Origin of the sequence: Geobacillus proteiniphilus (assembly GCF_001908025.1) — a bacterium.
Classification (GTDB): domain Bacteria; phylum Bacillota; class Bacilli; order Bacillales; family Anoxybacillaceae; genus Geobacillus; species Geobacillus proteiniphilus.
Genome location: NZ_MQMG01000073.1, coordinates 1 through 12,471 on the forward strand (window position 1 = coordinate 1; position 12,471 = coordinate 12,471).

The window sequence follows — 12,471 nt, forward strand, 5'->3', positions numbered from 1 at the left end:
GGTGGTAGCCCCTTAGCTTTCGTTTTACGTGCCTTATTGACAACCATCCTTCTCACCTCCTTTCAAGGGTAGTAATTTGGTAGAATCAAGTTGATAAATGGGTTTAGGAAGCATTGTGAATATTTTTTCTATTCGATTTGTAAAGATGAGATAATGTGCATTCGAAAAATCATCTTTTAAGAAATAATAAAACTGTTCTAAGTCTTCGAAGTCAAAGTGTTTAGTCGGCTGATCGAAAATGAACACTGTGCGATTCAGTGACTGTCCAAGGGAAACAAGATAAATCAGCCGTTGAAACATAGTGAATGAATCGATTGATGCATGGGAAGGGAGGCGATATTTTTTCCATAGCGCCGATTGTTGAAATGGCCGGTTCAGCCATATCGAAATATCTTGCAAACGATAGTTTCTCCACAGTTGATGGTAGTTCTCAGGAATCACGAAAAATACGGTTTTATTCGATTTTTCCTTTCTTTTTGTTGCCTGTTCATCGAAATGGATTTCCCCTCCATCGATAGGATGAAAGCCGGCAAACGCTTTAGCGACAATATCTGTGCGAATGTGATTTTTGGCTAGAATGATAGATTGAGAAGGAAGATTGACGGAACAATGATGCAAAATAAGTTGGCGATTGTGCTTGAGGGTCACGTGTTTTAATTCCATCATTTGTCTCCTCTCCCCCTTTCTTGCACTAGTTGAATCAATATTTTTTCTTTTTCTTTCATCGATAATGCCATGTAGTGCTCCCACGCTGTTGAGTCGATGGAGGATTTTTCCGCTATCCTGTTTCCATATCCGATAGATGGAATATGTAGTTTTTCCATTAAATACAAGCCGGCGAAGAGGCTGAGCCGTTCGTTTTCGAACAATCGGTATGGGATGAAAAACGCAGCCAACTCCTGAATATGTTTGGTTACCGGGCTGCCATTGACGTCCAAGAACGGATCAATGTAAAACGTGTAGTTTCCGTCAGCCATCGTGCTGTCATACAGCGAAAGATTTGTTGTGTTGATGCTTTTCGGGATGATCGAGACGCTCTTGACTTCTTTTGTGCAGTAATCTATGTTTGCAAGATCCGGAAATACGTGACATAGCTCATTGCGGATGGAAACGAGTTGACGCTTCAACTCCATATAATTTCTTGTTGTGGTGAGAAACGGTTTATAAACAAGGAAACGAGTATGTTGCACTTGAATTTGTTTGTAAGGACCGTTGATCATGGAGAGACAAAGGGGATGGTCCCCACGCCAACGGTACTTTTCCTTTCCGACAATCATTTTGACCCGTGTACATGTTTTCGTTTCCACATTGGAATGAAGCGTTCCGGATGAGTCGAGATCGTAAAGCGTTGAATCCACTGATTGCGGATACCAGTTGGCTTCAAATGGCAACAAAGTGACGCCCGATGTCAACGGATAAAAGGTTGAGCCGAACGTATGCTGATAATAGATCGTCATGGATGGCGCACCGTTGGTCTCCACCTGAACAACGTTTCCTTGTTGTTGAAAGGGTAAACGCTTCCCTCCGCCTTGGATGTGATCGATTTGAAATTGCTCGTTGATCGAAAAACGAACGGTGCGTTCTTTCGGATGCAGAGAGAGTGTGACTTTGATCGGATACGTGGATTTCGGATTCACCTCGATCTCCTTGATTTTCCAATATCCATGCAACGGGATGTTCTTGGTTTGATCCTGATGTTTGATTTGTTGATAAAGTTTGACGTCGTTTGCCAACAGAATGTCATCCAACTGGAATTTTGATTGTGCATGTTGAAGGAAACTTGTTGCGAAAGTAAGGAAAATCGCACTAGCCGCGAGCCCCGCGAAGGATCGCCGCATGCTTCGAAAAACGCCATAAACGGCGATGGAAGAAAGGATATACGCCAACTTGATCAGCACGCGTTCTTTTTGAAAGGTTAGGCTGAATAACGGGTCAATGTAAGGCCAACGATGGTTTGCCCACAAGGAGAAGGATGGGTTGCGATATTCCAAAGAAAACAGCACGATGATCCACAAAACAAACACACCAACGAGCAACATCGCTTTTTTCGGAGAATGATAGGCGTAAACAGCGCTTGTGGACAATCCGATCATCCACGCCCATAGAAATGGTAGAAGAAAATGAATCAAATACAATGGAAACAGAAAGGTGAAAAGATCCCAACCCGCTGAATAGTTGATCACCACCGCACCGGCGATGATCCCGGCCAAGGCCAGTTGCCAAGCGAAAAAACAAATAAATGCGATCAAAGCTTGGCAGAAGACGATCTTTTGCGGGTTTGGCATGATGTCGTTCATCGCGATCCAGTGAATCGGCGTTGAGGCGAACAAGGAAACGTGCAAACGAAAGCTGAAAAGCAGCCAGACCGCCATTCCAATCGGAACCAAGTACTTCGTATATAAGATCCATTCGGCTGGATTGATGGTATGGGGATTGAGGCAAACAAACATCAAAACCCCAGAAAATACGAATATGAAAATGGCTTCTGCTTTTAAGCGGGACGCCATTCTTGAAATGAACACCCATTTCATATGGAATGCCCTCTCTGATCATCAATTTGAAATGTTTGTAAAATTCAATGGCATTATAGAAAAAAAAAAGAAGATGTCAACCTTTTACATGGAAATTCACAGTATATTCACAAATAATAGGAAAATCGTATTGTCATGATGACGATTTTTGGCAAATTTTGCGTCTTTAGGTGTAGGGAGTGTCCATTGTGCGACGTGCTTTTTTTCGACGCGCTGAACGAAGCGATCAGGCGCGAAATCGAGGGTGAAGGGAAAACGATTTACGAAAAAGCCCACTCATAAACCGCGCCTCCGGATTTAGCCGGTTCGCTTTCTCACTTGAGGGCGGCCTTTTTTTGCCCTTTCGCGGCTGTTTGGGCAGATGGGCTTCGGGACGGGTGTGCATGTGAGCCAAGTATTGTCTGTTTTTCCTTGCATCGAAAGCGCCGTCATCTGTACAATGAAGTCGGCAACCATTGGCAAAGGAGACTCGCGATGAAAATCGGCTATCGGACATTGAAAACGGCGGTGGGGGCGGCGCTGGCGATTGCCATCGCTCAGCTCATCGGTCTTCATAACTTCGCTTCCGCTGGCATTATCGTCATCTTATGCGTCCAAGTGACGAAAAAGCGGTCGCTTGAGACCGCCCGGGCTCGTTTTGCGGCGTGCGTTGTCGCGATCGGGTTTGCGGCGTTGTTTTTTACCGTCTTCGGCTATCATCCGTGGACGATCGGGCTGTTGCTGCTGCTGTTCATTCCAGTGACCGTCAGGCTGAAGGTGAACGAGGGCATTGCCACAAGCTCGGTCATTATTTTGCATTTGTATGCGGCCAAGGAAATCACGTGGGGATTGGTCGCCAATGAGATCTTGCTGGTGGCGGTTGGCATTGGTGTGGCGCTGCTTATGAATATGTACATGCCAAGCGTCGAGAAGCAGCTCAAAGAGTACCAACGCATCGTTGAGGATTTGTTCCGCATCATTTTAAAAGAAATCGTTCGCTACTTGCGCACCAATGAACTCGATTGGGACGGAAAAGAGCTTCCGCTCGCCGCCGAGACGCTCGAAAAAGCGAAAAAACTCGCCATGCGCCACGCCGACAACCAATTATGGCGGAATGAGGATGAATATGTCCGCTACTTCCGCATGCGCGAGCGGCAGTTGGAAATCATTGAGCATATGCTTCCGCTTGTGACGTCGCTCGTCTACACGGTCGAGCAGCGGATGATGATTGCGGATTTTATCGACGAATTAAGCGATGCCATTCACCCGGGAAATACGGCGGACCGCTTTTTGCGGCGCCTCGCCGAGATGCGCGAACAGTTTAAGGCGATGCCGCTGCCAAAGACGCGCGAGCAGTTTGAAGAGCGGGCGGCGTTGTTTCATTTAGTGCGCGAATTGGAGCGATATTTAATCATCAAAAGCGAATTCCACCCCGGAAACGAACCAAAACAGCAGCGGCTTAAGGCATGATACAGGGCATATGTCCATCCATTTTGGCGCACACTATAGCCAAACATTCAAGCAAAGGATGGACTTATATGCGGGTATGGTTGGCCATTTGTCTCGTGATAACCGCAGTGTTGGGGGCGCCTTTCCAGACAGCGGCGGAGGCGAAGCCGCTCGTGATTGTGAACAAAGCGATCAATAAGCTCGCGCTCGTCCGCGACGGCCGCATCGAAGCCGTTTATCCGGTGGCGACCGGGGTCAATACCGATTTGACGCCGGAAGGAATGTTTACGGTGACGGTGAAGGCGAAACACCCGTATTATCGGAAAAAGAACATCCCGGGCGGGGCGCCGAACAATCCGCTCGGCACAAGGTGGATCGGCTTTAACGCGCGCGGGACGGACGGGCGCACGTACGGCATTCATGGCACGAACAACCCGGCGTCGATTGGCGGCTACGTTTCGCAAGGCTGTGTGCGCATGCACAACCGCGATGTCGAGCAGCTGTATGAACGGGTGCCCATCGGCGCCAACGTGCTCATTCTCCGCAGCAACGAATCGTTTTACGCCATTGCCAAACGGTACGGCGCTGTCCAATGAAAAACGCAAGCTTCCGGTTTCGGAGCTTGCGTTTTTTACGCCGGATCGCGCTTAAAACCACATGCTGATGCCGGCGAGGAGCGTCGTCAGCAGCATGCAAATGAGCATCAAGTAAACAACGAATTTTTGCGTTTTGCGCGACAACGGTCCGTCCCCCTTCCCGTCCGCTGTTCTGTTTTTTATTGTAACCGGAAGCAGCGGAGCGGACAAGGAAAAACAAAAAAGCAGGATTTTTTGTCGAAACGGCGAATAATAAAACGTTGGCCTCATCATTTTGCAGCAAAGGAGACAAAGACGATGCAGGTGAAAAAAGTCGACCATATCGGCATTGCTGTCCGCTCGATCGAGAAAGCGCTTCCGTTTTATACGGATGTGCTCGGCCTGCCGTTTCTCGGCATCGAGGAAGTTGAGTCGGAACAGGTGAAAGTGGCGTTTCTGCAGGCCGGAGAGGCGAAGCTTGAGCTGCTCGAGCCGCTGTCGCCAGAGAGCGCGGTGGCGAAATTTATCGAGAAACGCGGCGAAGGGATCCATCACGTGGCGCTTGGCGTTGAGGACATCACCGAGCGCATCCGTGAGCTGAAGGAGCATGGCATCCGCATGATTCAAGATGCGCCAAAACGCGGCGCCGGCGGGGCGCTCGTCGCCTTCATGCACCCGAAATCGACCGGCGGCGTGTTGTACGAACTTTGTGAACGGACGAACCGAACGGAGGGACACCAATGAGCGACATGTACGACAAAATCAATGAACTGTATGACCGCCGACGTGAGATTGAACTGGGCGGCGGCGATGAGAAAATTGAACAGCAGCACGCGAAAGGGAAGCTGACGGCGCGCGAGCGGATTGACTTGCTTTTGGATGAAGGAACGTTTGTCGAACTCAATCCGTTCATCGAGCACCGTTGCACCGATTTTGGACTTGGCGAAAAGAAGGGACCGGGCGATGGAGTCGTCACCGGCTACGGGAAGATCAATGGACGCACCGTATTTGTGTTCTCGCAAGATTTCACCGTCTTCGGCGGGGCGCTTGGGGAAATGCACGCGAAAAAAATCACGAACATCATGGATTTGGCGGCGAAAACCGGGGCTCCGGTCATCGGCTTGAACGATTCGGGCGGCGCCCGCATTCAAGAAGGGGTCTTGTCGCTTGACGGGTACGGGCACATTTTTTACCGCAACGCCATTTATTCCGGCGTCATCCCACAAATTTCCGTCATTATGGGGCCGTGCGCCGGCGGGGCCGTCTATTCGCCGGCCATCACTGATTTTGTGTTCATGGTCGAAAAAACGAGCCAAATGTTCATCACCGGTCCGAAAGTGATTGAAGCGGTGACCGGGGAGAAAATCAGCGCCGAAGATTTAGGCGGCGCCCGCGTGCACAACACGATCAGCGGCAACGCTCATTTTGCGGCGGCGAATGAAGAGGAGGCGCTCGCCGAGGTGCGGCGGCTGCTTGGCTATTTGCCGTCAAACAATAACGAGAAGCCGCCGTTTGGCCCGATTCCGGACGGGGACGACTACCGCCCCGATTTGGCCGATGTCGTGCCGATTGACGCCGTCCGCCCGTACGATGTGCGCCACGTCATCGCCCAAGTCGTCGATGACGGATCGTTTATGGAAGTGCAAAAAGATTTCGCCAAAAACATCGTGATCGGCTTTGCCCGCATCAAAGGCGAAGTGGTGGGGCTTGTGTGCAACCAGCCGAAGTTTATGGCCGGCGGGCTTGACATTGATTCGTCCGACAAGGCGGCGCGTTTTATCCGCTTTTGCGATTCGTTCAACATCCCGATCATTACGTTTGAGGACGTCACCGGCTTTTTCCCGGGCGTCAAGCAGGAGCACGGCGGCATCATCCGCCATGGGGCGAAAATTTTGTACGCCTACTCGGAAGCGACCGTGCCGAAAATTACGGTCATTTTGCGGAAAGCGTACGGCGGCGCGTACGTCGCCTTAAACAGCAAATCGATCGGCGCCGATGTCGTCTATGCGTGGCCGAACGCCGAAGTGGCCGTCATGGGGCCGCAAGGGGCGGCGAACATCATTTTCGCGAGCGAAATTGAAAAAAGTCCGAATCCGGAAGAAACGCGGGCGCAAAAAATTGCCGAATACCGCGAGAAATTCGCCAATCCGTATGTCGCCGCCAAATACGGCATGATCGATGACGTCATCGACCCGCGCGACACGAGAATCAAGCTCATTCAGGCGCTCGAGATGCTTCGCCATAAGCACGAAGAACGGCCGAAGAAAAAGCATGGCAATATTCCGCTGTAAACGAACGGGGGCCGAGGGGCCCCTTTTTTGTTGCTCGGCCCTTCATTTTCGCACGGGGATTCACGTATGTCAGGCTCTTTCCGATGCCGCGCTTTCCAATCGCTCACCGGATTTTTTCGCCTATATACGGACCCGACATTTGATCCGGCAGTCCGCGCCGGTACATTTCGAGTGCGTCCGTATGCGTCTTGAGCGTGCGGATCGTTCCGGCGTCCGGTTTGGTATAAATGATGGGAAAATCTTGTTCTCCGTATGCCTGCTGAACAGGAAACGCCAGTTTTTCTTGATCAAGGGAAAATTCCGCCTGCACGCCAGGCCTATTGCCGCGGGCGTCAAGGCGGATCCAGCGGCGCAATGAATGAAGATAAACAGCATTCAAGGCGTGCAGGCAATACCCTTGATCCGGTGTGTCAAACAGCATCAGCTTTTGGTAGCAAAATCCAACTGGAATTCCTTGCGACCGCAATAAGGCCGCCAATACATTCGCTTTGGCATAGCAAATGCCTTCCCGGTGCAACAGCACTTCAGAAGCGCGGCAAGTCACCGTTGTGCTTTGGACGTCCCATGAGTGGGCGATATGATCTCTCACAAATTCAAAGGCCATTTTTGCTTTGTCGATTTCCGATTGCAGGTTGTGAAACAATTCTTTCGCCGTTTGTTGAATAAGCGGATGAGAGAAATCAACAACATCCGTTTCTTCCAGATAATCGTCCAACCGGGCGGATTCAGGAATAAGATGCATAGAAACGCTCCTTTCATTCAGTAAATTTTAAATAATTATACATATAATTGAATATAAATTCAATCTTGTGTTTTGCCAGACGCATGTTTGGCTCTTGGCGGAACATTTAGGTATACTTGAGGTGGAATACATAAACAGGAGGAGGAAAGCTATGGTCAATGAACAACGTCTTGTCGACGAGTTTTTAGAACTCGTGCAAATCGATTCAGAAACGAAGCATGAAGGAGAAATCGCCAACGTGCTCAAACAAAAGTTTGAAGCGCTCGGCCTTGAGGTGATCGAAGACGATGCCGCCGCGAAAACCGGGCACGGCGCCGGCAATTTGATTTGCACGCTCGCGGCGACGAAAGACGGGGTGGATCCGATTTATTTCACGTCGCATATGGATACGGTCGTGCCGGGCAAAGGCGTGAAGCCATCGATTCAGGACGGCTATGTCGTCACCGACGGGACGACGATTTTAGGTGCGGATGATAAAGCGGGCTTGGCGGCGATGTTGGAAGCGATTCGGGTGTTGAAAGAGCAAAACATCCCACACGGCGTGATCCAGTTTATCATCACTGTCGGAGAAGAGTCGGGGCTTGTCGGGGCGAAGGCGCTTGACCCATCGCTCATTCAAGCGAAATACGGCTATGCCTTGGACAGCGACGGCAAAGTCGGCAACATCGTCGTCGCCGCCCCGACGCAGGCGAAGCTGAAAGTGGTTGTGCACGGCAAAACCGCTCATGCCGGTGTGGCTCCGGAGCGAGGAGTGTCAGCCATTACGATTGCGGCGAAAGCGATCGCGAAAATGCCGCTCGGCCGCATCGACGAGGAAACAACGGCCAACATCGGCCGCTTCGAAGGCGGCACGCAAACGAACATCGTCTGCGACCGCGTCGATATTTTAGCCGAAGCCCGCTCGCTTGTCCCGGAAAAAATGGAAGCGCAAGTGGCGAAAATGAAAGAGGCGTTTGAAACGGTCGCCGCGGAAATGGGCGGCCGCGCCGATGTCGAGGTGGAAGTGATGTACCCGGGCTTTAAGTTCAGCGACGGCGACCATGTCGTGGAAATTGCCAAACGGGCGGCGGCGAAAATCGGCCGGCCGTGCGAGCTCGAGCGAAGCGGCGGCGGCAGCGATGCCAATATCATCGCCGGCTTCGGCATTCCGACGGTCAACCTCGCTGTCGGCTATGAAGAGATCCATACGACGAACGAGCGGATGCCGATTGAAGAGTTGGTCAAACTGACGGAAATGGTCATCGCCATTGTCGAAGAAGTCGCCAATGGCCAGTGAGCATCCCGAGGCTGGATGCTCGTTTTTCTTCGGACGCTGAAATCCGGTGAAAATTCAGCCGGAATCGGCCGATAAAAAAAGCAGGCACGATTTCAATCATGAGAGAGGTGGCGGGGGAATGGACAAATATGTTGTCTTTCGCGTCGAGCGGGAACAGTACGCCGTTTCGATCGCGTATGTCGTCTCGATTGAAAAAATGACAGAGCCGACCGCCGTTCCGCATATGCCGGACTATATGGCCGGCGTCGTGCGCATCCGCGGCGAGCTCGTGCCGGTGCTTGATATGCGGGAATTGTTGTACGGAAGAGCGATTGAGGAAACGGATCAGACACGCCTCATTGTCGCCGCTGTGGATGGCTTGTCGGTCGCGTTTATCGTCGATGAGGCGAAAGAGATCGCCGATATTGAGCCTGAGGCCATTAAACCGCTTCAACTGATGTCCGCGGAGCGCACGCCGTATGTAGTCGGGATGGCGGCGCAAGACGACCGGCTGTTGACCGTGCTTGACCCGCGCGTCTTGTTTGCCCATTTGGACGAGGCAGAGGAGATTCGCGAGCAGGTGGCCGCTGCCCAAGCCGCTGCCCGGGCAGGAGAGACGGTATAGGTGTTTGCCTATACCGTTTTTTCTTCCGCGCATATCCTAATCATGGAAATGAACTTCAACTCATGAAGAGGAGGCGCATTCCATGGTTCGACCGTTTGGCCCGTATATGGGCGGCTTTTATCCGCCGTACTTTGGCGGCTACGGCCACTATCCGTATGGCTACTATCCTTATTGGCACGGGGGCTACGGCGGCTATCACCATTTTCCATACGGGATGCATGATGGCCACTATCCGTTTTCCCCATACGGCTTCCCGCACTATGGAGGCTACTAAGCATGAGGGGCGTTGCGCCCCTTTCATTTTCAATATGAAAATGGCAAACAAATCCGTCGTGCAGACTCGTTCATAAATCGGTTTAGAAAAACTTGCAGGCAAGCGTAAACGTATGGTATGTTGTTTGATGAACAAACAAAAACGGAAAGGGACGTTGAATCATGGCGAAACAGCAAATCGGCGTCATCGGACTGGCGGTCATGGGGAAAAACTTGGCGTTGAACATTGAAAGCAAAGGCTATTCAGTGGCGGTATACAACCGTTCGCGCGAAAAAACGGACGAGTTTTTGCAAGAAGCGAAAGGAAAAAACATTGTCGGTACATACAGCATCGAAGAATTCGTCAACGCCTTGGAAAAACCGCGGAAAATTTTGCTGATGGTGAAAGCGGGAGCGCCGACGGACGCGACGATCGAACAGCTGAAGCCGCATTTGGAGAAAGGCGATATTGTAATTGACGGCGGCAATACGTATTTTAAGGATACGCAACGCCGCAATAAAGAACTCGCTGAACTCGGCATTCACTTTATCGGCACGGGTGTCTCCGGCGGCGAGGAAGGGGCATTGAAAGGTCCGGCGATCATGCCGGGCGGGCAAAAAGAAGCGCATGAGCTCGTGCGCCCGATTTTTGAAGCCATCGCCGCCAAAGTCGATGGCGAGCCGTGCACGACGTACATCGGTCCGGACGGCGCCGGGCATTATGTCAAAATGGTGCATAACGGCATCGAATACGGCGACATGCAGCTGATCGCTGAAGCGTACTTCCTGCTCAAACATGTGCTCGGCATGGATGCTGCAGAGCTGCACGAAGTGTTTGCCGACTGGAACAAAGGCGAATTGAACAGCTACTTAATCGAGATCACCGCTGACATTTTCACGAAAATCGATGAAGAAACAGGCAAGCCGCTTGTTGATGTCATTTTGGACAAAGCCGGGCAAAAAGGGACGGGCAAATGGACGAGCCAAAACGCCCTCGATTTGGGCGTGCCGCTGCCGATCATCACGGAATCGGTGTTCGCCCGTTTCATCTCGACGATGAAAGACGAGCGCGTGAAAGCAAGCAAAGTGCTCGCAGGCCCAGCGGTGAAGCCGTTTGAAGGCGACCGCGCCCACTTCATCGAAGCCGTGCGCCGCGCGCTTTATATGAGCAAAATTTGCTCGTACGCCCAAGGATTTGCGCAAATGAAGGCGGCTTCTGAGGAATACAACTGGAACTTGCGGTATGGCGATATCGCCATGATCTTCCGCGGCGGTTGCATTATCCGTGCGCAATTTTTGCAAAAAATTAAAGAGGCGTACGACCGCGATCCGGCGCTTTCGAACTTGCTCTTGGATCCGTATTTCAAAGACATTGTCGAACGCTACCAAGACGCGCTCCGCGAAATCGTCGCCACCGCGGCGATGCGCGGCATTCCAGTGCCAGGATTCGCCAGTGCCCTCGCCTATTACGACAGCTACCGCACCGCGGTGCTCCCGGCCAACTTAATCCAAGCGCAGCGCGACTACTTCGGCGCCCACACGTACGAACGCGTTGACAAAGAAGGCATTTTCCATACGGAATGGTTGAAATAAGCGAAAAACCCTTAGAGCCGAAGGCGGTTCTAAGGGTTTTTTGGTGCTTGATGAAAATTCTCTCCAACCGGTAAGTTGCCCGATATCGTCGCCCGGCAGACCTTTCCGTTCACGCTGGGCATCTGATTACGTGCGTCGATAAATGGCATCGCCGACAATAATCGTGATTAAAGAAATGAGCATCGTCAATTTGACCACTTTGTAGTCTAAAAAGCGCAGCACTTGTTCTTCAAACATGTAGATGAAAAAGAAAATGATCATCAGCAAGGCGACAAATAAGACAAATCTTTTTTTTCGATTCATGGACATGGATTCTCCTTCTATCAGAATGTATCCAATACATTGCCCGTCGTTTTGATCATATCATCAGAAATGTATACTCGTTTCAGATTTGTTCGCTTACTGTCGCTGTAAACAAAATGATAGGCGTCGTATATATACTGATCATAATAATCACTGTAATACCGTATGATTTTCACTGTTGTCCAGTATGGTTTTAGATTAATATATTCCCCTGCTAATGTACAAATCGAAGCAATGGTTGTTGCCGCTCCGGGGCCAAACGTATATCCAGCTGCTGTAGCAATAGCTGTCAATCCCATCTTTAATACACTGCTTACAAATTTAGCGGCATCGTTATCAAAAGCATAGTATCTAGCTCCAATCACAGTTCCGTCGCCTGGATTAGGGATCACTTGGGGCATCACTTGGTTGTTGTTTGAGGCGAAAAATGGTGAAGAACGCAGTAGCTCTGAATCAATCATTTGCTTTACGATCGTTATTTTCTCTGATGCAATCATGTTGTCGGGGGAATTAATAATTATTTCAACCCCGTTATACGTGATTTGATATATATTACTTTTTCTGGTCATGCTATCTCTATTCTCTCGTGTTTCTGCACCTGCTATCGAAACACTAAATGACATAAAGAGGAAGCTGATAACAAGAATAGAAGACAATAGTTTCTTCATAAAGAAAAAACTCCCTTCATGAATGATATTAATTGACCTTCGCATTCCTTCAGCTAACAAAAGAGGACTAGTCTTACAAGTATTCCTAATTAAAGGAGATAAGGATGTTGGACACATTCCTAACCAGTTGACATATTGCTTGTCAAGTACAGGTTATAGTGATGGACCAATACTATAAATTCCTCCTTCCCTTTAATATATTTACAGT

General features: G+C 50.3%; 14 protein-coding genes. 8 read left to right on the forward strand and 6 right to left on the reverse strand.

Annotated elements, in window-relative coordinates; translation table 11 throughout:
• Positions 1–33 precede the first annotated feature (33 nt).
• Together BRO54_RS17315 and BRO54_RS17320 are read right to left on the reverse strand one after the other, a co-directional pair.
• Positions 34–666 carry a P-loop NTPase family protein gene (locus BRO54_RS17315; protein ID WP_074044731.1) on the reverse strand — a complete coding sequence of 211 codons (633 nt, stop codon included), beginning with the start codon at positions 664–666 and terminating at the stop codon, positions 34–36.
• The gene (locus BRO54_RS17320; RefSeq protein WP_074044732.1) at positions 663–2,531 is read right to left on the reverse strand and encodes a hypothetical protein; all 1,869 of its coding nucleotides are present in this window, start codon (positions 2,529–2,531) and stop codon (positions 663–665) included. The genes BRO54_RS17315 and BRO54_RS17320 overlap by 4 nt, the downstream gene beginning before the upstream one ends.
• Before the next feature lie 474 nt (positions 2,532–3,005).
• Between BRO54_RS17320 and BRO54_RS17330 the strand changes: the two genes are divergently transcribed.
• Both BRO54_RS17330 and BRO54_RS17335 read left to right on the forward strand, forming a co-directional pair.
• Positions 3,006–3,980 carry an aromatic acid exporter family protein gene (locus tag BRO54_RS17330; protein ID WP_074044734.1) on the forward strand — a complete coding sequence of 325 codons (975 nt, stop codon included), beginning with the start codon at positions 3,006–3,008 and terminating at the stop codon, positions 3,978–3,980.
• A 68-nt stretch (positions 3,981–4,048) separates the two neighbouring features.
• A complete protein-coding gene (locus BRO54_RS17335; RefSeq protein ID WP_023633510.1) occupies positions 4,049–4,555 on the forward strand; it encodes a L,D-transpeptidase in 507 nt (168 codons plus the stop codon).
• Positions 4,556–4,606: 51 nt separating this feature from the next.
• On the opposite strand, the gene prli42 is transcribed toward BRO54_RS17335, so the two are convergent.
• A complete protein-coding gene (gene prli42 / locus BRO54_RS19735) occupies positions 4,607–4,699 on the reverse strand; it encodes a stressosome-associated protein Prli42 (RefSeq protein WP_012820630.1) in 93 nt (30 codons plus the stop codon).
• Positions 4,700–4,852: 153 nt separating this feature from the next.
• On the opposite strand from prli42, the gene mce reads away from it, so the two are divergent.
• Together mce and BRO54_RS17345 are read left to right on the forward strand one after the other, a co-directional pair.
• A complete protein-coding gene (gene mce / locus BRO54_RS17340; RefSeq protein ID WP_074044735.1) occupies positions 4,853–5,278 on the forward strand; it encodes a methylmalonyl-CoA epimerase in 426 nt (141 codons plus the stop codon).
• A complete protein-coding gene (locus BRO54_RS17345; protein ID WP_066234804.1) occupies positions 5,275–6,825 on the forward strand; it encodes an acyl-CoA carboxylase subunit beta in 1,551 nt (516 codons plus the stop codon). The genes mce and BRO54_RS17345 overlap by 4 nt, the downstream gene beginning before the upstream one ends.
• Before the next feature lie 103 nt (positions 6,826–6,928).
• Here BRO54_RS17345 and BRO54_RS17350 read toward each other — a convergent pair whose 3' ends face one another.
• Positions 6,929–7,567 (reverse strand): transglutaminase-like domain-containing protein, encoded by a 639-nt coding sequence (locus BRO54_RS17350; RefSeq protein WP_074044736.1) that lies wholly within the window; start codon positions 7,565–7,567, stop codon positions 6,929–6,931.
• A 151-nt stretch (positions 7,568–7,718) separates the two neighbouring features.
• Here BRO54_RS17350 and BRO54_RS17355 point away from each other — a divergent pair, with 151 nt between their 5' ends.
• The 4 genes from BRO54_RS17355 to gndA all read left to right on the forward strand — a co-directional run bounded on the left by BRO54_RS17355 (position 7,719) and on the right by gndA (position 11,292).
• Positions 7,719–8,843, forward strand: coding sequence for a tripeptidase T (locus tag BRO54_RS17355; protein WP_074044737.1), 1,125 nt, complete (start codon positions 7,719–7,721; stop codon positions 8,841–8,843).
• A gap of 118 nt (positions 8,844–8,961) precedes the next feature.
• Positions 8,962–9,447 carry a chemotaxis protein CheW gene (locus tag BRO54_RS17360; RefSeq protein WP_074044738.1) on the forward strand — a complete coding sequence of 162 codons (486 nt, stop codon included), beginning with the start codon at positions 8,962–8,964 and terminating at the stop codon, positions 9,445–9,447.
• An 82-nt stretch (positions 9,448–9,529) separates the two neighbouring features.
• A complete protein-coding gene (locus tag BRO54_RS17365; protein ID WP_074044739.1) occupies positions 9,530–9,721 on the forward strand; it encodes a hypothetical protein in 192 nt (63 codons plus the stop codon).
• 161 nt (positions 9,722–9,882) lie between these two features.
• Positions 9,883–11,292, forward strand: coding sequence for an NADP-dependent phosphogluconate dehydrogenase (gndA, locus tag BRO54_RS17370; protein WP_074044740.1), 1,410 nt, complete (start codon positions 9,883–9,885; stop codon positions 11,290–11,292).
• 126 nt (positions 11,293–11,418) lie between these two features.
• On the opposite strand, the gene BRO54_RS20150 is transcribed toward gndA, so the two are convergent.
• Complete coding sequence (locus BRO54_RS20150) at positions 11,419–11,595, reverse strand: hypothetical protein (RefSeq protein ID WP_167367388.1); 177 nt, start codon at positions 11,593–11,595, stop codon at positions 11,419–11,421.
• A gap of 20 nt (positions 11,596–11,615) precedes the next feature.
• Positions 11,616–12,263, reverse strand: a complete 648-nt coding sequence (locus tag BRO54_RS17375) for a hypothetical protein (protein WP_239691292.1) — start codon at positions 12,261–12,263, stop codon at positions 11,616–11,618.
• Positions 12,264–12,471 lie beyond the last annotated feature (208 nt).

Bases quoted from the DNA above. Each gene is read 5' to 3' on its own strand.
- BRO54_RS17315 (WP_074044731.1), bottom strand. From the start codon at position 666: ATGATGGAATTAAAACACGTGACCCTCAAGCACAATCGCCAACTTATT.
- BRO54_RS17320 (WP_074044732.1), bottom strand. From the start codon at position 2,531: ATGAAATGGGTGTTCATTTCAAGAATGGCGTCCCGCTTAAAAGCAGAA.
- BRO54_RS17330 (WP_074044734.1), top strand. From the start codon at position 3,006: ATGAAAATCGGCTATCGGACATTGAAAACGGCGGTGGGGGCGGCGCTG.
- BRO54_RS17335 (WP_023633510.1), top strand. From the start codon at position 4,049: ATGCGGGTATGGTTGGCCATTTGTCTCGTGATAACCGCAGTGTTGGGG.
- mce (WP_074044735.1), top strand. From the start codon at position 4,853: ATGCAGGTGAAAAAAGTCGACCATATCGGCATTGCTGTCCGCTCGATC.
- BRO54_RS17345 (WP_066234804.1), top strand. From the start codon at position 5,275: ATGAGCGACATGTACGACAAAATCAATGAACTGTATGACCGCCGACGT.
- BRO54_RS17350 (WP_074044736.1), bottom strand. From the start codon at position 7,567: ATGCATCTTATTCCTGAATCCGCCCGGTTGGACGATTATCTGGAAGAA.
- BRO54_RS17355 (WP_074044737.1), top strand. From the start codon at position 7,719: ATGGTCAATGAACAACGTCTTGTCGACGAGTTTTTAGAACTCGTGCAA.
- BRO54_RS17360 (WP_074044738.1), top strand. From the start codon at position 8,962: ATGGACAAATATGTTGTCTTTCGCGTCGAGCGGGAACAGTACGCCGTT.
- BRO54_RS17365 (WP_074044739.1), top strand. From the start codon at position 9,530: ATGGTTCGACCGTTTGGCCCGTATATGGGCGGCTTTTATCCGCCGTAC.
- gndA (WP_074044740.1), top strand. From the start codon at position 9,883: ATGGCGAAACAGCAAATCGGCGTCATCGGACTGGCGGTCATGGGGAAA.
- BRO54_RS20150 (WP_167367388.1), bottom strand. From the start codon at position 11,595: ATGAATCGAAAAAAAAGATTTGTCTTATTTGTCGCCTTGCTGATGATC.
- BRO54_RS17375 (WP_239691292.1), bottom strand. From the start codon at position 12,263: ATGAAGAAACTATTGTCTTCTATTCTTGTTATCAGCTTCCTCTTTATG.